Genomic DNA, 17,750 nt, shown 5'->3' with positions numbered 1-17,750 from the left:
AGGACAGTAACCACACCGGTCGGTATACTGTCAGTATGCTTGATCAGCAGATGAGACTGCTGGTGGATCGGCGACTGCCGGAGGCGGCCACGCTGACACCGGCCGGCGAGCGCATTCTGACGGCAGCGTCCACGCTCTTCTACGAGCAGGGGATCCGGGTGGTCGGCGTCGACACGATCGCCGAGGCCGCTGACGTGACGAAGAAGACGCTGTACGACCGGTTCGGCTCGAAGGACCGGCTGATCGCGGCGTACCTCGAGCGTCGCAACCGGGTGTGGCACGAGTTCCTGGACGAGCAGCTGGCGGCCCGCGAGCCGTCGACGCCGGAAGAGGTGATCCTGGCACTGTTCGCCGCGCTGACCGACTGGGTCGCGGGGTCACGGAACGGGTGCGGGTTCATCAACGCGAGCGTGGAGCTGGCCGCGCCGGACCACCCGGCGATGCCGGTGATCGTCGGACAGAAGCAGTGGATGCGGTCCGAGTTCGAGGCGCAGGCGACGTTGGCCGGCCTCGCTGGTCCCGGTGAGCTGGCCGACCGCCTGCTATTGCTGCACGAGGGTGCTCTGGTGAGCTTCCGGGTTGCCGCGATGGAGCACGCGCCGGAGGTGGCTTACCGGGCTGCGGCTGATCTGTTGGCGGGTTGGCCGCGGGTCTAAGTGTTGCTGCGGCGCGTGATGGTCAGACCGACCAGGCGGGACACGACCATGGCGACGTACCCGAGACCGGCCAGCTGCTCGAGCATCACCACCGACCTGCCCCAGGACGTGATCGGGACGATGTCGCTCAGACCTGTGCTGGACAGGGTGGTGAAGCTCAGGAAGAGCAGCTCCATCCAGGTACGGTCGGCGGCGGCGTTGACGGCTGCCGTGAAGCTGCCGGGCACCAGTACCTGGACGAACACGTAGAGGTAGGCGAAACCCCAAGCCACCAAGGTGAACGTGGCACCGGTCGCGTAAAGCTCGTCCGTGCTGACGTCGTGGTCGGACAGCATGTACCGCAGCAGACTGTAGGCGGCGTAGAAGTAGAAGGCCGCGTGCAGTACGGCGGAGATGGCTACGACCGGCTCTGTCGGGCTGAACGCGTCAACCAGCGAGAGAACGACGGCCGGGATGCCGAGTCCGATGCTGACCCAGGTCAGGCCAGGGGTGGCGCGGACGGAGAAGACGGCCAGGACGAGGACGAAGATGCCGAGGATCTCGAACGCGACGCGACCGCCGCGGGAGCCTTCCATCGCGGGGTAGACGAGGACGCCGAGCAGCTGCACCAGCAGCAACACCGCGGACGGATGCCGCCGTGCACTGCCGAACAGGGTCACGGCGCACCGTCCCCGGTGTCTGCCGTGGCCTCCCGGGCGGCTTCCCCGGTTGCTGCTTCCCGGGGAGCTTCTTTCTCGCGGGCGTCTTCCTCGCGGGAGGCGATGATGGCGGCGCGGCGGGCGAGCCGGTGGCTACGCCGGATCTCGGCCTCGCGCAGCCGGCGGCGATCCTCGTCGGTCTCCGGGACGACCTGCGGCACCGCCCGCGGCTGCCCGTCGGCGTCGACCGCGACGAACACCAGGTACGCCGACGCGACATGGACCTCGGGCCCGACGGAGTCCCACCGATCGGCCGTGATCCGTACGCCAACCTCCATCGAACTGCGCCCGGTCCAGTTCACCTGACCACTGAAATGCACCACGTCACCGACCCGCACCGGTACCAGGAAGGTCATCTCGTCCATCGACGCGGTGACCGCGGGACCACCCGAGTGCCGCGCCGCCACCACGCCGGCGACCGAGTCGACCAGCGTCATGATCACGCCACCGTGCACGGTGCCCAGCAGGTTGGTCTCGTTCTGCGCGGTGATGTGCGACAGCGACAACCGCGTCTCCGAGGTGGGCCGTGACGACGGTGTGCTGGACATCCTGTTCCACTCCTCTTGCGTGCCTGACGTGTCTACCGAGGTGTTGCCGCAGACTATCCCGGGCAGTTGTCCACAGGTTCGAAACGACCGGCTGGATCGGGTGCCGTTCCTCGTACTTTCTCTGGCGAGGAGGTGGCCACGATGACCATCGACAGCTCCACCGAACGTGCCCAAGGCAACCACTCCGACCGGCCCCACCCGGTCCTGATTCCGTTGAACCGACTCCAGGCCGCACGATTCGTGCGCCTCGGCCTCACCGCAGCGGCCCGCCTCGGCCTGCACGTCACCTACACGGGTGGCGCGGCCCTCGTCCCGGCCGATCCCTCTGCGGACGGCCCGATCCTCGGCCTGAGCAATCTCGCTCGTGCCGTCTCCAAATACGAGGAACACCGCTGGCCGGCGCTGATCGAGGAGCACTTCGCCGAACTCCTGCACCGGCTGCGCAAAGGCCCTCCGCTGCCACCCACCGACCCCGAGCGAGAGCTGATCCAGCGCCTCGTCCCGCGCGACGCGCTGCCGGCCGAGTGGACCGCGGACCGCGCCGATTTCATCCCAGGCCTGCTGTCCGTCCCCGCCACGGCCGAGGATGGCGTCGTCACGATGTTCCTCGACCCGTCCGATTTCGGCGTGACCTGGTCAGATGCCGAGCGCTTCGGTGTGACGAACCTCCGCCGCATCCCTGATCACGTCGAGTACATCGACCGCGACGACATCAGGATCGCCCTGGTCACCGGCACCATCTTCGCCGCATCCCGTGCCCTCGTCCTGGACACCGTGCTCCGCGAATCGCTCCACACCGAGCTACCGCCGTACGGCGTCCTCGCCGCCGTCCCCGCCCGCGACCTCCTCCTCATCCACGTCATCCGCGACCTCTCGGTCATCCCCGCCCTGGGCCAGATGCTCAACCTCGCCTCCCGCTCCCACACCCACGACCCCGGCCCTCTGTCCCCCGACGTCCACCTCGTCACCCCCACCCTCGAGTGGCACCCCGCCACCACCCCATCCCCCGACAGCACCCCTCTCCGCCTGTCCCCCCAACTAGACACCCTCACCAAGCTCCTGGCCCGCAAAGAACCCCCGGCACCTGATCGATCGGCAGGGCAACCCAACCGACCGTAGGAGAGAGAGAAGGAGTTCAGCTGTGAGGTGGTTTGTAGTGGCCGGGCCAGTTGGAGTGGCGGATTCGGGTGATGGAGCGGATCTCGCCGAGGGTGGACCACTCGTCCTTGCCCAGGCGGGCCAGGGGACGGAGCAGGCGGATCTCCGGGTGGCCGTCGACCATCATCGCCGCATCGACCGCGAGGTGGCGGACCCGGCCGATCACCACGGTCGAGTCGCCCAGTTCGAGGGTGGTGTGGAGGGTGCACTCGATCGCCACCGGCGACTCCGCGACCCGCGGTACGGCGACGGTGCGGGAGGGCTCGGTGGTCAGCCCGACGGCTTCGAACTCGGAGATCTCCGCCGGGAAGTTCGTCGCGGTCGCGTTCACCTGCTCGAACAGCGGTTCAGCCGCGAAGTTGACCACGAACTCGCCGGTCGCCTCGACGTTGTTCAGGCTGTCCTTCCGCCCGACCGAGGTGAACTGCACCATCGGCGGCTGCACACACGACACGGTGAAGAACGAGTGCGGCGCGAGGTTGAGCACACCGTCGGCAGACCGGCTCGACACCCACGCGATCGGCCGCGGCACGACCACGGAGTTCAGCGCCGCGTAGAACTCCCGCCGCCCGGTCTCTTCCGGATCCAGATCGACACGCACGCTCGCAGTACATCAAATCGGGTGGACGGCACCGTGCCCCGGCACAAGGATCGTGGGACGGATCACGCGACGACGAGGGAGGTGCGGGTGAGCGAACAGGACGAGTTCCTGGGCAGCGTTGCCGCGATCGGCCGGCGGCACGGCGTTCTGCCCGAGCAGGTGACCGAGGTCGCGGGCGGCGTCGCCAACCGCGGGTTCGGGCTCGGAGGCGCGTTGTTCCTGCGGGTCGCGCGACCCGGATTCGAGGACGACCTGCGGAAGGAGTCCGGCGTCATCCCCGTCGCACGGTCCGCCGGCGTGCTGACCCCGGCGATCGTCGAGTACGACGAGCGTCGCGCACTGATCGACGCGCCGTACGTCGTGATGGAACGCGTCGACGGGATCGAGCCGACCGAGGTGCCGGTGGGACTGGCGGAGCAACTGGCCCGTCTGCACGGGGCCGAGCGGACCGACCTTCCCGGAGTACCGCAGGACGACAGTCGCGATCCCTGGCAGACGGTCGACGAACTGGCGGAGCGCGGGTACCTGGACCTCGGTACGGCGAAATGGCTGAGCGACTGGTTCACCCGGCTGGCCGATCGCTTCGACCGGAACGAGCCGAAGGTGCTGATCCACGGAGATGTTGCCGCGCACAACCTTCTCGCCGGGCCGGATGGGGAGCTCCGCGCCCTGATCGACTGGGGCGACGCCGCCTACGCACCACGCGCCATGGACTTCGCCAAACTCCCCCTGGAGCACGTCGCCGCCATCCTCCCCGACTACATCCGCCGGCTCCCGACCTCCGGCACCGGACGCTCCACCCCGCAGGAGGAGGAGGTGGCCGCAGCCGCGCTCTGGTTCCACCTGCACTGGGGCCTCGGCAAGCTGACAGCCAACCCCTGGCCGGGCCAACGCCACTGGACCGCACCCCGTGCCAGCCGCATCCTGGCCCTCCTGAGGTTCTTCACCGGCAACCCACCCGCCCCGTGGTCCACCCTCACCTGACCCAGCTCATCAAGAAGATGGGGTTCTTGGTCTCAGTGATGGGGTTTCTGCTGTAAAACAAGGGGGTTTGAACTTGTTACGACATGAGGCAGACTGAGGTCTCGTGACTGACTACGTAGCCGCTCAGGACCGGTACGACGACCAGATGGCCTACCGGCGGACGGGCCGCAGCGGGTTGCAGCTGCCCGCGATCTCGCTGGGGCTGTGGCACAACTTCGGCGACGACAAGCCGTTCGCCACGCAGCGCGACATTCTGCGCCGGGCGTTCGACCTCGGCGTCACGCACTTCGACCTGGCGAACAACTACGGCCCGCCGTACGGCTCGGCGGAGACGAACTTCGGGACCCACTTCGCGCGCGACTTCGCGAAGTACCGCGACGAGCTGATCCTGTCGACCAAGGCCGGTTACGACATGTGGCCGGGCCCCTACGGTCAGGGCGGCGGCTCGCGGAAGTACCTGCTCGCCTCGCTGGACCAGTCGCTGAGCCGGATGGGCCTGGACTACGTCGACATCTTCTACTCGCACCGGTTCGACCCGGACACGCCGCTCGAGGAGACGATGGGAGCACTCGACGCCGCAGTGCGCTCGGGCAAGGCGCTGTACGCCGGCATCTCGTCGTACTCGGCGGACCGGACCCGGGAGGCGGCGCGGATCCTGCAGGAGCTGGGTACGCCGCTGCTGATCCACCAGCCGTCGTACTCGATGCTGAACCGCTGGATCGAGGAGGACCTGCTCGACGCTGTCGGTGAGCTGGGTGTCGGCGTGATCGCGTTCTCGCCGCTGGCGCAGGGCGTCCTGACCGACCGCTACCTGGACGGCGTACCGGCGGACTCCCGCGCGGCGCAGGGCAAGTCGCTCAACCCCGACTCCCTGACCGAGGACACGCTGAAGCACGTGCGCGCGCTCAACGAGATCGCCAAGCAGCGCGGCCAGTCCGTCGCGCAGCTCGCGCTCGCCTGGACCCTGCGTGACGACCGCGTCACCAGCGCACTGATCGGCGCGTCCAGCGTCGCCCAGCTGGAGAACAACCTCGCCGCGGTCAAGAACCTGAAGTTCTCCGCGGACGAGCTCGAGGCCATCGACGCCGACGCCGTCGAGGCCGGTATCAACCTCTGGAAGAAGAGCTCCGACTCCTGACCCACCCCGAACCCCCGGCCCCGGGCACGGCCTCAACGGTCGCGCCCGGGGCCGTTCCACGTCAGGAGAGCAGCCCTCAGAGCTTCGAGGGATGCTGCGCCAGCGGAGTCACGTGGATCCGCATATAGGGAAACAACGGGAGCGACGACAACAACTCGTGCAGCGCATCGTTGGACTCGACGTCGAAGATGCTGAAGTTCGCGTACTCCCCGACGATCCGCCACAGCTGCGGCCAGACCCCGGCCCGCTGCAGTTCGAGCGCGCGGGCCTTCTCCCGGCCGACCAGCTCGGCCCGAACCTCCGGGTCGAGGTCGGCCGGCAGCGAAACGTCCATCCGGACGTGAAACAGCATGATCAGTCCTCCCGGCTCAGACCGGTACGACGAAGTGCGGCCACGGCATCCAGGTCGAGTTCGACCCCGAGCCCCGGTCCGTCCGGCAGGTGCAACGAGCCGTCCGCATAACGCAACGGCGTACGCAGGATCTCTTCGGCGAAGAGCTTCGGGCCGAAGAGCTCGCTACCCCAAGTGACGCCCGGCGCAGCGCAGGCCAGCTGCAGCGATGCCGCCGTACCGATCCCGGTCTCGATCGACGTCCCGCCATGACAGGGAATCCCCGCCGCCGCGGCGATCGCGACGATGTCCCGGGCCCGGCGCAACCCGCCGACCTTCGTGGTCTTCATCGACCACACGTCGGCCGCCCGCAACTGCACGAGCCGAAGCGCGTCGACCGGCGTCCGCAGGCTCTCGTCCGCCATCACCGGAATCGGCAGCAGTGCGTTGAGCTCTGCCAGCGCCTCCACCTGCTCACCCGGCACGGGCTGCTCGACGAGCTCGACACCGGCCGCGGCCAGGCGGGGCAGATAGGTCTTCGACGTACTCAGATCCCAGCGCGCGTTGAGATCCACCCGTACGCCGGCCGAACCGCCGAGCTTCTCGGCGATCGCGCAGATCCGGCGGGTGTCGTCCTCGGGATCGAGGGCACCCATCTTGAGTTTGAAGGTCCGGTGCTCCCCCGACTCGAGCTTGGCCAGCGCCTCCTCGACCACCAGTTCCTCGGGCTCCGCACCGAGCGCCCAGGTCACGTCGATGCTCGTTCGGGCGAGACCGCCGAGCAGCGTGTGCACCGGGACGCCGAGCACTCGTGCCCACGCGTCGTGCAGAGCGACCTCGACCGCGGTCTTGGCGTAGAGGTTCGCGTTCACGTGGTCGGAGATGTCCCGCCACAGCGCCTCGATCCGGTCGACGCGAGCGCCGGGCAGCAGTGGGGCGACGTACGTGTCGAGCGTGACCTTCATGGACTCGACCGACTCGCCGCCCCACCAGGGACCGCCGGGCACCACACCTTCACCGACGCCGACCACGCCACCACGGGTGTGCACGAAGGCGAGCAGGACCGGCTGCGCCGTCATGGTGACGCGGGCGAACTTGTGCGGGCGGCGCAGCGGGACGTCGATGATGACGGTCTCGAGCCGGTCGATGACGAGGTCGTCCTCGGAGATGGACACGATGGTGCCTTTCGAAAACGTCGGTGGGACCAGCAGCCGCCGGTCCCACCGAAGGGATCAGGCCGGTTCGAGCTCGAAGTCGTACGACGTCCGCCGGGTGCCGGTACCGTCGTCGACCGGGTCGAGGATCAGCTCGGGCTTGGTCGCCTCGGCGACATCGGAGTCCAGCCAGTCACCACCCGCGAAGTACAGCTGTGTGGTGATGGTGCGATACCCGTCGGCCCGCACCATCAGGTGCAGGTGCGCGGGACGCCACGGGTGCCACCCGGCCGCCTCGATCAGCTTGCCGGTCGGGCCGTCGGTCGGGATCTGGTACGGCGCCGGCTGCACCGTCCGGATCGCGAAGCGGCCCTCGGCATCGGTCACCACCACACCGCGCAGGTTCCCGGCCGGAAGATCCGGCGCGAACCCCGAGTAGTAGCCGTCGGCGTCCGCGTGCCAGATGTCCACCTCGGCCCCGGCGAGCGGCGTGCCGTCGAGGTCCCGGACCTGACCGGACAGCACGAGCGGCGCACCCTCCTCTTCCGGCCGGTGCGGCAACTCGCACGAAGCCTCCAACCGCACCTGATCCGGCAGGTAGTACGGCCCCTCGATCGTTCCGAGGGTGCCGCGCTGGGACTGAGCCGCGACCTCCTCGATCACGTGCTCGACGAACACGTCCATGAACAGCGGCCACTCACCGACCTCGCCGACCTCCATCAGCCACGCCTTGGCGGCCTGGAACTCCGGGTAGGTGACGTTGTGCTCCTTGATGGCCGCGTGCACACCCTGGAGTACGGCGGTGACGACGGCGCTGACCCGATCGGGAGACGTGCCGGCCTCGTCACGGACCTTGGCCTTGAAGTTCTGACTCGCGTTGGCACCGGAGCCTGCCGCGGTCGGGGATTCCTGCATGGTCGTCATGATGCGCTCCTTCAGCGGTTCAGGATCCGGCTGATGTCGGTCGGGTTGATCAGGTCCGGGACGGTCCAGCCGTCGAGGTCGTACTCGCCGAGCATCGTCTCGGCGAAGCCCTTCATCGCCGCGGTCTGGCCCTGGGCCTCGGCGGCGAACAGGATCTCGGCCTTCACGTTCTCGTGGTTGCCCGAGTAGTTCCGCTCGTACAGCTCGTGGCGGCCGCCGAACTCGGTGCCGACCGCGTCCCACAGCGCCTTCATCAGCTTGGTGCGCTCGACCGCGTCGTACCCATTGGAACCGCGGACGAAGCGGTCCAGGTACGGGCGCACCTCGGGGGTCTTGAAGTCGACCGCGTTGGAGTTGAGGTAGATCAGGCCAGAGGCCACGTCCTGCTGGATGATCTCCTTCACCCGCGGGTAGCCGGTGATCATGAACTCGCGGTAGATCAGGCCGTAGTCGAGCTTCGGCAGTACGCTGCCGTTCGGGCCCTCGTCCGGGTTCAGGGCCATCGCGTCGGCCAGGGCGCGGAACAGGTTGCGCCAGCCGATCACCTCGCCGACCCGGGTCTGCACGCCGCGGAAGTCCTTGCTGCCGGTGCATTCCAGTGCCTTGAGCAACAGTCCGGCGATGAAGTCGAGCTTCACCGACAGCCGGATGCAGCCGTGGAAGGTGAACCGCGGGATGAACCCGGACTGCGGGAAGAACCCGTTGATCTTGTCGACGTCGCCGTACAGGAAGATGTTCTCCCACGGCACCAGCACCTTGTCGAAGACGAAGATCGTGTCGTTCTCGTCCAGCCGGCTGGACAGCGGGTAGTCGAACGGGCTGCCCATCACGTCGGCCTGCATCGTGTACGACGGCCGGCAGATGAGCTTCACACCAGGAGCGCTCATCGGCACCGTGCAGATCAGTGCGTACTCCTTCTTCTTGATCGGCAGCCCGTAGTGCGCGATGAAGTTGTAGTTGGTGATCGCCGAACCGGTGGCCACCACCTTCGCGCCGGACACGATCACGCCGGCGTCGGTCTCCTTCTCGACCCGCATGAAGATGTCGCCGGCCTCGTCCGGCGGCAGGTTGCGGTCCACCGGCGGGTTGATGATCGCGTGGTTCCAGTACAGGACCTTCTCCTGCGACTCCTTGTACCAGCGCTTCGCGTTCTCCTCGTACGGCGCGTAGAAGTCGGTGTTGCCGCCGAGCGTGCCGAGGAAGCTGGCCTTGTAGTCGGGGCTGCGGCCCATCCAGCCCCAGGTCTGGCGGGCCCAGTGCTCGATCGCGATCCGGTCCTGCTGCAGGTCGGCCGAGCTGTGCGGAGTCCGGAAGAACGGGTGGGTGTAGCCGCCGTTGCCGGTGTCGGTCGGGACGGTGATCGTGTCCTTGGTGGCGGGATCGTGCAGCGCGTCGTACAGCCGAGCGGTCATTCGGGCCGGGTTGCGGAAGGCCGGGTGCTCGGTGACGTCCTTGACCCGCTCGCCGTAGATCCAGATCTCCCGGTCGTCGCGGATCGAGTCGAGGTACTCGGCGCCGGTCATCGGGCGCGCGGTCGAACCGGTGTCATGCTCCACCGGCGTGGCCTGGGTGGTGGTCATCGTCAGTCCTTTCAGGCGTGAGCCGCCGCGGCGAGCGGCGTGAAGACGGCGCTGGCGTCGAACCAGCCGCGGTCGGGGCAGTCGAGTGAGCCGGACCAGTGCTGACCGGTCTCGACGGGGCCGAGGTAGCGGAACCGGCCGCCGTGGAACAGCAGCGGGTCCCGGGCGGTGATGTCGACCGCGGCCACCTCGCCGATCACGAGGAGATGGTCGCCGCCGTCGTACGTCCGCCACGGCCGGCACGAGATCGTCGTGGCCGCGCCCTCGAGCAGCGGAGCGATCGGACCGTCGACCCAGCCGGGTGTACGGTCCGCGGGCCGCCCGGCGAAATGCCAGGCGACGTCGAGCTGGTCGTCGGCGAGCACGTTGATCGCGAATGGCTTGCCGGCCAGGTACTGACAGGCCTTCGAGGCCCGGTTCAGCGTCACCTGGGCCAGCGCCGGCTCGAGCGAGACGGCGGTGAAGGCGTTCACGGTGGCGCCGTGCGGACCGCCGTCGTCGCTGACGCAGGTCACCACGGTCACGCCGGTGGCGAACTGGCCGAAGGCGTTGCGGAGCTCTCGTGAGTCCATCGTGCGTCACCTCCTGATGTACGCTGTGCGTACAGTTTGTACGCGGTGCGTACGCCACACCTTGGCGCCGGACCGGACCGACTGTCAAGAGCTCAACTACGACGAATGGCACAAAGGGGCTGCGAGAATGACCGCCATGAGTGGGGACCCCGGCACCGACGACGGGAACGAGCGCGACTTCATCCGCAGCATCGAGCGCGGGTTCGCGGTCCTGCTCGCCTTCGACGCCGACCGGCCCAGTCCGACGCTGGCCGAGCTCGCCACCGCGACCGGGCTCTCCCGCCCGGCGGTCCGCCGGATCCTGCTCACTCTGCAGCGTCTCGGGTACGTCGCCGCAGCCGGCAGCCGGTGGTCGTTGACCCCACGGGTGCTGACCATCGGCCAGCACTACGCCGCGACGCACGGGTTCGTGGAGACCGCGCAGCCACACCTGCTCCGGCTGGCCGAGGCGACCCAGGAGTCTGCTTCGCTGGCGCAGCTGGACGGGACCGAGGTCGTGTACGTCGCCCGGGTCCAGGTGCGGCGCATCATGAGCATCGCCGTCGACGTCGGCAGCCGGGTGCCGGCGTACGCGACCTCGATGGGCCGCGTGCTCACCGCATGGGCGGACTCATCGGTCGTCGACGCGGTCGTCGCGGGCGGCCTCCATCGCCTGGCACAGCGGACGATCACGGATCCGACCGCCTACCGCGACTCGCTCCACCAGGTCCGCAAGCAGGGCTACGCGGTGGTCGAGTCCGAGCTCGAGGACGGCCTGTTGTCGGCGGCGGTCCCGGTCCGCGATCCGCACGGCGACGTACTCGCCGCGCTCGCCTACTCCACGACCTCCGGCCGGATGACAGCCGAGAAGGTCGTCGCCACCGTGGTGCCACTCATGCTGGAGACAGCCGCGGCGATCACTGACGATCTCCAGTTGGTCGGGAACCCGATTCCGGCGATCCCGGCCCGCGATGGGTTCTTCTGACCAGTGCCGACAACACGTCGAGGGCACGCAGGAGCTGCGGAGCTTCGTCGTCGGCGCGCGTCGCGACAGCCAGTTCGACCTCGGTCTTGCCCGTCAACGGGCGATAGGCGGCACCCGGCACTCTGAGCTCGGCGACCGACGCCGGCACCAGGGCAACGCCAAGCCCGGCCGCCACGAAGGTCACCAGCGTCGACGTCTCGGTGACCTCGTGCCGGATCCGCGGTTCGAACCCAGTCTCCCGGCACAGCGCCAGCACCGTCTCCTGCAGCACCGAGCGCCCCGCTCCCGCATGCATCACGAAGTCCTCGGCCGCGAGGTCCGCCAGCCGCAGTCGCTTCCGGGCCGCGAGGCGATGCCCATCGGGTACGGCGACGATCAGCCGCTCGGCGCGCAGCGCCTGGACTCGCAGCCCCGACTCGTCGACCGGCCGGCGGAGCAGCGCCAGGTCGATCTGCCCAGCATGCAGTGCGGCGACCTGAGCGGGTGCCAGCATCTCCCCCTGCACCGCCACGTCGACACCGGGCAGATCCTCGTGGAGCTTGCGCACCAGCGGCGGCAGCAGGCTGTACGTCGCCGAGCCGACGCACCCGATCACGAGCCGGCCCTGCGACCCGGCCGCCACCCGTTGCGCCTCACCCGCGGCCGACGAGACCGCCGACAGGATCTCCCGGGCCCGCACGAGGTACGCCTCGCCCGCCGCGGTCAGCTCGACCCGGCGGGTCGTTCGCCGGAGCAGCCGGAGGCCGAGCTCGTCCTCCAACTGGCGGATCTGCTGGGACAGCGGCGGCTGAGCCATGTGCAGCCGCGCGGCCGCCCGGCCGAAATGCCGTTCCTCGGCGACGGCGACGAAGTACCGCAGGTGCCGCAGCTCCACCGATTCATACTCTCAGAGTCTTGATCGAGCCGAAATGGATACTTCTCCCTATCGGTCCGAGCTTCTACCGTCAGGGCATGAGCGCTGTCCCGGTCGACCACCTCGTCAGCGGCCGTGCCGACGGGCCTGTCGTCGTACTCTCCAACTCGCTCGGCTCGACATGGGCGATGTGGGACGCCAACGTCGTCGAATGGGAGCAGCACTTCCGCGTCGTCCGGTACGACACCCGCGGTCACGGCCGCTCACCCGTTCCGGCCGAGCCGTACTCGCTCGACGACCTCGCCGACGACGTGATCGCCCTGCTCGACCACCTCGGCGCCGACCGCGTCCACTTCGTCGGACTGTCGCTCGGCGGCATGACCGGCATGCGACTCGCGGCGCGCAACCCGGACCGGATCGATCGACTCGTGCTGCTCTGCACCGGCGCACGCCTCGAGCCCTTGCAGCTGTGGACCGACCGGGCCATAACCGTCCGCGCCCACGGCTCACAAGCGGTCGCGGAAGCCGTCGTACGGCGCTGGTTCACCGCCGACCGGCATCACGAGCTGCACAAGGACGGCGAGGAGATGGTGGGATCGACGTCGGCGGAAGGCTATGCCGCGTGCTGCGACATGATCGCGGCCATGGATCTCCGGCCCGACCTGCCGTCCATCAAGGCTCCCACGCTGGCGATCGCCGGTGCCGACGACCCGGCCACCCCGCCGCACCATCTGGAACACATCGCGACCACGGTCCCGGACGGCCGGCTGCTCGTCGTACCGCGGGCCGCGCACCTGGCGAACGTCGAGCGCCCGGACGTGATCAATCCGGCGGTCACAGCCCACCTTCTCGGGTGACGCACCGGTTGGGTTACGGAGCGCGGTGGGGCGGTTGCGATCGCACCGGGTTGGGCACACGCTGGAGGGAAGACCCCCTGGAGGTGGTTGTCATGACCGCTTCGACGCTCGAATTGGCCCTGACCTACGAACACGCCCGGATCCGCGAGCTGGCCGAGCCGGCTCACCATCCGGCCGCCGCGCATCCGGAGCGCAGGCATCAGACGGACTGGTTCTACGCCATCGCCGCCCAGCACCTCGCCGCCGCCGAAGACGTCCTCCTCCCCCACGTACGCCGCCTGCCCGACGGCGACGACCTGGTCGCCAGGTACGTCGGCAACGCGAAAGAGCTGGAGCGGTCGCTGCGGTTCCTGAAGGGACGCCAGTACGGCGACAGCCGCATGCAAGACCTGACGTCGCACGAGGTGTGGCAGTCGATCGACCGCCAGCTCGCCCGGCACGAGCAACTCGAGACGATGTACAGCCGGCGGCTCAGTGACCAGATGGACGACGCGGACCTCAACGCGCTGACCGAGGAGTTGCTGGAGGCGGAGGAGGTGGCTCCGACGCGAGCCCATCCGAACTCGCCGCACACCGGGATGGCGGGGCGGCTGTCGCACCGCATGTGGCGGTTGGCCGACACCGCGTGGGACAGCGCGGAGGGCCGCGTCGTACCCACCAAGTACCACGTTCACCCGAAGCGCGACTCGGCGCTGTCGCATTACCTCTACGGCACGCCGATGCCGGAGTCCGAGAAGGAGCACGGCGCCAAGTAGACAAAGGTGACCGGGCCCGGCGTGCCCCGGATGCCTCCGGAGGGCCGGGCCCGGCCTGCCTGCTCTCACTGCGCCTGGTTGTGAGGGCCGGCGTCGGTCCCGCCTTCGCTGCGCCTGGTGTGCGGAGGTGGGACCTTTGCGTCCTCCCCCGCTGCGCCTGGTGTGCGGGGGAGGACGGTCTGGTTATCTCAGCCCGTCGATCGCCTTCTTCGCGCCCGGGTGCACCTGCACCGGGTCGGTCTTGTCGGCGTTCGCCAGGTCGATGCCCTTGGCGGCCGCGTTCACCGCGACCAGGGCGTCCTTGTTCTCGTAGATGACCTTGGTGAGCTGCTCGGCCAGGTCGTCCTTCATGTTCTTGCGGACCAGCAGCACGTTCGGTACGACGATGGTGGCCACGTCGGCCGGTTGCTTGTACGTCGCCGCCGGGATCGGGGCCTGGGAGTAGACCGGGCCGTACTTCTCCTGCATCTTCGGCAGCAGGTCCACGATCGGGATCAGCTTCACGTTCTTGCCCAGGCTGGTGGTCAGGTCGGTGATACCGCCGGTCGGCAGGCCGCCGGACCAGACCAGTGCGTCGATCGAACCCGACTTCATCGCGTCCACCGACTCCGGCAGCCCGAGCCGCTGGGCGGTGACGTCCTTGGCCGGGTCGAGACCGGCGGCCTCGAGCAGGCGCCGGGCGATCACCTCGGTGCCGGAGTTCGGCGAACCGGTGGAGACCCGTTTGCCCTTCAGGTCCGCGATCGTGTTGATCCCGGCCGAGGTCCGGACGGCGACCTGCGTGTAGTTGTTGTAGAGCTTGGTCAGCGCGACGACGTCCTGCGGGGTGTTGAAGCTGTTCTCACCCTTCACTGCGTCGGCGGCGGTGTCACCGAGCGAGAACGCGATGTCGTAGTTCCCCGCCACCAGGCCCTGCACGTTCTGCACCGAGGCGCCGGTCTCACTCGCCGTCGCCCGGTAGCCGGAGACCTTCTGCGAGATCAGTGACGCCAGCGCACCGCCGAGCTGGTAGTAGACGCCGGTGGTGTTGCCGGTGGCAATGGTCAGCCGGCCGCCGTCGGCCGAACCGGTTCCGGAAGGTTCCCGCTGACCGCCGCAGGCGACCAATGAGGTGGCCGCGGCGAGCGCCACCACGGCGGTGGGGAGGCGACGGATTCTCATGAAGCGACGGATCCTTCCGTTGGTCCGGCCTGACGCGAGCGCCGGATCAGGTTGATGACGACGGCAACAAGTAGCAAACAGATTCCGGCCGTGATGGTTACGGGCGCGAGGTAGAGCAGCAGCAACGCGGCCGGCACGCACAGCAGCCGCTCGACCCAACTGGTGGCGATCACGATCCACCCGCCGGTCACCACGGCGAGCGCGGCGACCGCCAGAGCCGAGACCCCCAGCGTCCACACCATGCCGATGAACGCACCCTGACCCAGCAGATGCGCACCGTTGTCGGTGAGCACGAACGCGAACGGCACCAGGAACGCCGGCAGCGTGTACTTCCACGCCTGCCACATCGTCGGCATCACCTTGCCGCCGGTGATCGCGGAGGTCGCGACCGCGGCCAGCGCGGTCGGCGGCGACACCTCCGACAGCACGGCGTAGTAGAAGATGAACATGTACGCCTCGGGCTGCGTCACCCCGAGCTGGACCAGGGCCGGCGCGATGATGACGGCGGCGATGATGAACGACGCGGTCACCGGCACGGCCAGTCCCAGGATCAGTACGGCGAACGCCGACAGCACCACGGTCAGGATCAGCACGACGGTGTGGTTGTCGGTCAGCCCGCGAGCCGCGCTGACGATGATCTCGGCCAGGTTGAGGCCGAGCCCGGTCTGGGTGGTGACCGCGACGATCACCCCGGCGGTCGCACAGGTGGCCGCCACCGGCAGCACCGAACGGGTGCCCTGGGCAAGCGCTTTGAACAGCCGCGGCGCGGTCAGCCGGTGCTCGCGGTCCAGGAAAGACAGCCCGAACTGGATGATCACCGCGTAGACCACGGCCTTGAACGGCGGTACGTCGACCGCCATGAAGGCTATGATCACGAACAACGACAGGAAGTGGTACCCGAACCGCAGCAGCAATCGCAGCGCCGAGTCCGTCGAGGTCTCCGCCGACGTCGTCCCGTGCCGGCGGGCGTCGATCTCGATCGCGAGCAGGATGCCCAGGTAATACAGGATGGTCGGGATGACGGCGTACCCGAGGACGGTCAGGTACGACACCTGCAGGAACTCGGCGATGATGAACGCCGCCGCGCCCAGGGTCGGCGGCGACAGGATCGCGCCGATGCCGGAGGCGGCCAGCATGCCACCCGCCGGTTCGGGCGGATAGCCCGCGCGTCGCAGGATCGGCCACGACACCGTGCCGAGTGACACGGCGGTCGCCGTACCCGAGCCGGACACGCTGCCCAGCAGGAAGCCGGCCAGAGTGACGGTGCGGCCGGGCGCCGTCCGGCTGCGCTTGAAGGCCGCGAACGACAGGTCGATGAAGAACTTCCCCGCGCCGGAGTAGTCCAGTACGGCGCCGTAGATCGTGAACAGCACGATGTAGCTGGCCGCGACCGCCAGCGGCGTGCCGTAGAACCCGGCCGTGCCCATGGTGAACTGCGCGATGATCGCGTCGAAGTTGAAACCCTGATGCGCCAGCGACCAGGTGTAGGGCAGATAGCCGCCGTAGTACGCGTAGGCGATGAACAACAGGCTGAAGACCGGCAGCACCCATCCCGTCGTACGACGGCATGCCTCGAGCAACAGCACCAGCAGCAGCGCGCCGACCAGCACATCGAGAGACGTCGGTGCTTGGCGGCGTTCCAGATAACCGTCGAAGTCGAAGAGCGGGTAGATGCAGACGGCGAACGCGACGACGGCGAGAACCCAGTCGGAGATCCCTGGGTCGTCAGTGACCCGGTCCTTCCGGAACGGATTGAGGAAGGGCGGGACCTTCCAGCCGCGGTAACACAGCAGGGTGATCGGCAGAACCGCTGCGAGAAAGATCACCAAGTAAAACTGTGTGCCCTGTGGTAGAGGGAAGAAGACCTGCATCAGGACGCCGATGCTGATGATTGCGCACCAGACCGCGATCACCAGGTCCAGGACAGGCCGAAGCCGCCGAGCGGGTCTCTCCTGCTCATACTCGGCGAGTTCTTCGTCGGAGGGCGCGGTCGAGCCGCCTCCCGTACCGATACCGACAGTCATCCACCGGTTCCTTCCTGTGTCCGGAAGGCTAATGTTGCCGAACACTGCGTGGAGTCGCGTGATTACGTCTTTACCAAGATCTGACACACATGAGCGTCTCCTGGCCTACGATCACCGCATGAGTGGCGCGGTCAGGATCTTGTTGGTCGAGGACGATCTCGATATCGCGAATGCCTTGATACCTGCGCTGCGGCGCTACGGCCTGATGGTGACGCATGTCCGGACGGCCGCGGACGCCCTTGCGGCGGACCCCGGCGACCTGGTTCTGCTGGACCTCGGGCTGCCGGACGGTGACGGTATCAACGTGTGCCGGCAGATCCGGACGGTGTCGGATGTGCCGGTGATCGCGGTGACCGCGCGCGGGGAGGCGGCCGACCGGGTGCGCGGCTTGCGCAGCGGTGCGGACGACTATGTGGTCAAACCGTTCGCGATATCCGAGCTGCTGGCCCGGATCGATGCTGTACTTCGTCGTACCGGCCTTTTGCAGCCCCGCCCCCGGGTGACCGTCGGCGACCTGACCGTGGACATCGAGGCCCGGACCGTCCAGGTCGCGGACAAGCCCATCAGCCTGACCCGCAAGGAGTTCGACGTGCTAGCTGTGCTGGCCGCTCACCACGGCCGGGTGGTCCCCCGCGAACAGGTCGCCCTGTACGCCTGGCAGTCCGTCTTCGAGGCCTCGTCGCGAACGATGGACGTGCACGTGGCCAGCCTGCGGGCCAAGCTCGGCCGGCCCGAGCTGGTCCAGACCATCCGCGGTGTCGGCTACCGCCTGGGTTCGGACTGACCGTTGCG

General features: G+C 68.4%; 19 protein-coding genes. 8 read left to right on the top strand and 11 right to left on the bottom strand.

Going from position 1 to position 17,750, the window contains the following annotated elements; genetic code table 11:
* Positions 1-35: 35 nt before the first annotated feature.
* Complete coding sequence (locus ACGFIF_RS11000) at positions 36-656, top strand: TetR/AcrR family transcriptional regulator (RefSeq protein WP_393153937.1); 621 nt, start codon at positions 36-38, stop codon at positions 654-656.
* On the opposite strand, the gene ACGFIF_RS10995 is transcribed toward ACGFIF_RS11000, so the two are convergent.
* Both ACGFIF_RS10995 and ACGFIF_RS10990 read right to left on the bottom strand, forming a co-directional pair.
* Positions 653-1,315: a potassium channel family protein gene (locus ACGFIF_RS10995; protein WP_393153935.1), complete on the bottom strand. Its 663-nt coding sequence runs from the start codon at positions 1,313-1,315 to the stop codon at positions 653-655. The two genes, ACGFIF_RS11000 and ACGFIF_RS10995, sit on opposite strands and share 4 nt — an antisense overlap.
* Complete coding sequence (locus tag ACGFIF_RS10990; RefSeq protein WP_393153933.1) at positions 1,312-1,902, bottom strand: acyl-CoA thioesterase; 591 nt, start codon at positions 1,900-1,902, stop codon at positions 1,312-1,314. Before ACGFIF_RS10990 ends, ACGFIF_RS10995 begins: the two co-directional genes overlap by 4 nt.
* Before the next feature lie 141 nt (positions 1,903-2,043).
* Between ACGFIF_RS10990 and ACGFIF_RS10985 the strand changes: the two genes are divergently transcribed.
* Positions 2,044-3,021, top strand: coding sequence for a hypothetical protein (locus ACGFIF_RS10985; protein WP_393153931.1), 978 nt, complete (start codon positions 2,044-2,046; stop codon positions 3,019-3,021).
* A 16-nt stretch (positions 3,022-3,037) separates the two neighbouring features.
* On the opposite strand, the gene ACGFIF_RS10980 is transcribed toward ACGFIF_RS10985, so the two are convergent.
* Complete coding sequence (locus ACGFIF_RS10980) at positions 3,038-3,661, bottom strand: flavin reductase family protein (RefSeq protein ID WP_393153929.1); 624 nt, start codon at positions 3,659-3,661, stop codon at positions 3,038-3,040.
* Between the two features lie 87 nt (positions 3,662-3,748).
* On the opposite strand from ACGFIF_RS10980, the gene ACGFIF_RS10975 reads away from it, so the two are divergent.
* Positions 3,749-4,645: a phosphotransferase family protein gene (locus tag ACGFIF_RS10975; protein ID WP_393153927.1), complete on the top strand. Its 897-nt coding sequence runs from the start codon at positions 3,749-3,751 to the stop codon at positions 4,643-4,645.
* A 103-nt stretch (positions 4,646-4,748) separates the two neighbouring features.
* Positions 4,749-5,783, top strand: a complete 1,035-nt coding sequence (mgrA, locus tag ACGFIF_RS10970) for an L-glyceraldehyde 3-phosphate reductase (protein WP_393153925.1) — start codon at positions 4,749-4,751, stop codon at positions 5,781-5,783.
* Between the two features lie 76 nt (positions 5,784-5,859).
* Here mgrA and catC read toward each other — a convergent pair whose 3' ends face one another.
* The 5 genes from catC to ACGFIF_RS10945 are packed head-to-tail and all read right to left on the bottom strand — an operon-like array spanning position 5,860 to position 10,344.
* A complete protein-coding gene (gene catC, locus ACGFIF_RS10965) occupies positions 5,860-6,135 on the bottom strand; it encodes a muconolactone Delta-isomerase (RefSeq protein WP_393153923.1) in 276 nt (91 codons plus the stop codon).
* A gap of 2 nt (positions 6,136-6,137) precedes the next feature.
* A complete protein-coding gene (locus ACGFIF_RS10960; RefSeq protein WP_393153921.1) occupies positions 6,138-7,289 on the bottom strand; it encodes a muconate/chloromuconate family cycloisomerase in 1,152 nt (383 codons plus the stop codon).
* 57 nt (positions 7,290-7,346) lie between these two features.
* Positions 7,347-8,192: a catechol 1,2-dioxygenase gene (gene catA / locus ACGFIF_RS10955; RefSeq protein WP_393153919.1), complete on the bottom strand. Its 846-nt coding sequence runs from the start codon at positions 8,190-8,192 to the stop codon at positions 7,347-7,349.
* Between the two features lie 11 nt (positions 8,193-8,203).
* Positions 8,204-9,772 carry a 4-hydroxyphenylacetate 3-hydroxylase family protein gene (locus ACGFIF_RS10950; RefSeq protein WP_393153917.1) on the bottom strand — a complete coding sequence of 523 codons (1,569 nt, stop codon included), beginning with the start codon at positions 9,770-9,772 and terminating at the stop codon, positions 8,204-8,206.
* Between the two features lie 11 nt (positions 9,773-9,783).
* A complete protein-coding gene (locus tag ACGFIF_RS10945) occupies positions 9,784-10,344 on the bottom strand; it encodes a flavin reductase family protein (protein ID WP_393153915.1) in 561 nt (186 codons plus the stop codon).
* A gap of 136 nt (positions 10,345-10,480) precedes the next feature.
* On the opposite strand from ACGFIF_RS10945, the gene ACGFIF_RS10940 reads away from it, so the two are divergent.
* The gene (locus ACGFIF_RS10940) at positions 10,481-11,308 is read left to right on the top strand and encodes an IclR family transcriptional regulator C-terminal domain-containing protein (RefSeq protein ID WP_393153913.1); all 828 of its coding nucleotides are present in this window, start codon (positions 10,481-10,483) and stop codon (positions 11,306-11,308) included.
* Here the strand turns inward: ACGFIF_RS10940 and ACGFIF_RS10935 are convergent.
* Positions 11,241-12,182 carry a LysR family transcriptional regulator gene (locus ACGFIF_RS10935; RefSeq protein ID WP_393153911.1) on the bottom strand — a complete coding sequence of 314 codons (942 nt, stop codon included), beginning with the start codon at positions 12,180-12,182 and terminating at the stop codon, positions 11,241-11,243. The two genes, ACGFIF_RS10940 and ACGFIF_RS10935, sit on opposite strands and share 68 nt — an antisense overlap.
* 77 nt (positions 12,183-12,259) lie before the next feature.
* On the opposite strand from ACGFIF_RS10935, the gene pcaD reads away from it, so the two are divergent.
* Positions 12,260-13,018, top strand: coding sequence for a 3-oxoadipate enol-lactonase (gene pcaD / locus ACGFIF_RS10930; RefSeq protein WP_393153909.1), 759 nt, complete (start codon positions 12,260-12,262; stop codon positions 13,016-13,018).
* A gap of 92 nt (positions 13,019-13,110) precedes the next feature.
* On the top strand, positions 13,111-13,773 hold the full coding sequence (locus tag ACGFIF_RS10925) for a hypothetical protein (protein ID WP_393153906.1): 663 nt from the start codon (positions 13,111-13,113) through the stop codon (positions 13,771-13,773).
* Between the two features lie 183 nt (positions 13,774-13,956).
* On the opposite strand, the gene ACGFIF_RS10920 is transcribed toward ACGFIF_RS10925, so the two are convergent.
* Positions 13,957-14,934, bottom strand: coding sequence for a TAXI family TRAP transporter solute-binding subunit (locus ACGFIF_RS10920; RefSeq protein WP_393153904.1), 978 nt, complete (start codon positions 14,932-14,934; stop codon positions 13,957-13,959).
* On the bottom strand, positions 14,931-16,958 hold the full coding sequence (locus tag ACGFIF_RS10915) for a TRAP transporter permease (RefSeq protein WP_393153902.1): 2,028 nt from the start codon (positions 16,956-16,958) through the stop codon (positions 14,931-14,933). Before ACGFIF_RS10915 ends, ACGFIF_RS10920 begins: the two co-directional genes overlap by 4 nt.
* Positions 16,959-17,076: 118 nt before the next feature.
* Here ACGFIF_RS10915 and ACGFIF_RS10910 point away from each other — a divergent pair, with 118 nt between their 5' ends.
* Entirely contained in the window at positions 17,077-17,742 is a 666-nt protein-coding gene (locus tag ACGFIF_RS10910) for a response regulator transcription factor (protein WP_012918592.1), read from the top strand.
* Positions 17,743-17,750: the final 8 nt, after the last annotated feature.

This window comes from Kribbella sp. NPDC049174 (genome assembly GCF_043197365.1).
Taxonomy (GTDB): Bacteria; Actinomycetota; Actinomycetes; order Propionibacteriales; family Kribbellaceae; genus Kribbella.
Note: the sequence above shows the minus strand (reverse complement) of the source record. Positions and strands in the feature narration are given on the sequence as shown.

Excerpts from the sequence above, each read along its gene's own strand:
- pcaD (WP_393153909.1), top strand. The coding sequence starts at position 12,260 with ATGAGCGCTGTCCCGGTCGACCACCTCGTCAGCGGCCGTGCCGACGGG.
- catC (WP_393153923.1), bottom strand. The coding sequence starts at position 6,135 with ATGCTGTTTCACGTCCGGATGGACGTTTCGCTGCCGGCCGACCTCGAC.
- ACGFIF_RS10915 (WP_393153902.1), bottom strand. The coding sequence starts at position 16,958 with ATGACTGTCGGTATCGGTACGGGAGGCGGCTCGACCGCGCCCTCCGAC.
- ACGFIF_RS10910 (WP_012918592.1), top strand. The coding sequence starts at position 17,077 with ATGAGTGGCGCGGTCAGGATCTTGTTGGTCGAGGACGATCTCGATATC.
- ACGFIF_RS10925 (WP_393153906.1), top strand. The coding sequence starts at position 13,111 with ATGACCGCTTCGACGCTCGAATTGGCCCTGACCTACGAACACGCCCGG.
- ACGFIF_RS11000 (WP_393153937.1), top strand. The coding sequence starts at position 36 with ATGCTTGATCAGCAGATGAGACTGCTGGTGGATCGGCGACTGCCGGAG.
- ACGFIF_RS10945 (WP_393153915.1), bottom strand. The coding sequence starts at position 10,344 with ATGGACTCACGAGAGCTCCGCAACGCCTTCGGCCAGTTCGCCACCGGC.
- catA (WP_393153919.1), bottom strand. The coding sequence starts at position 8,192 with ATGACGACCATGCAGGAATCCCCGACCGCGGCAGGCTCCGGTGCCAAC.
- ACGFIF_RS10950 (WP_393153917.1), bottom strand. The coding sequence starts at position 9,772 with ATGACCACCACCCAGGCCACGCCGGTGGAGCATGACACCGGTTCGACC.
- ACGFIF_RS10940 (WP_393153913.1), top strand. The coding sequence starts at position 10,481 with ATGAGTGGGGACCCCGGCACCGACGACGGGAACGAGCGCGACTTCATC.
- ACGFIF_RS10990 (WP_393153933.1), bottom strand. The coding sequence starts at position 1,902 with ATGTCCAGCACACCGTCGTCACGGCCCACCTCGGAGACGCGGTTGTCG.
- ACGFIF_RS10985 (WP_393153931.1), top strand. The coding sequence starts at position 2,044 with ATGACCATCGACAGCTCCACCGAACGTGCCCAAGGCAACCACTCCGAC.
- ACGFIF_RS10920 (WP_393153904.1), bottom strand. The coding sequence starts at position 14,934 with ATGAGAATCCGTCGCCTCCCCACCGCCGTGGTGGCGCTCGCCGCGGCC.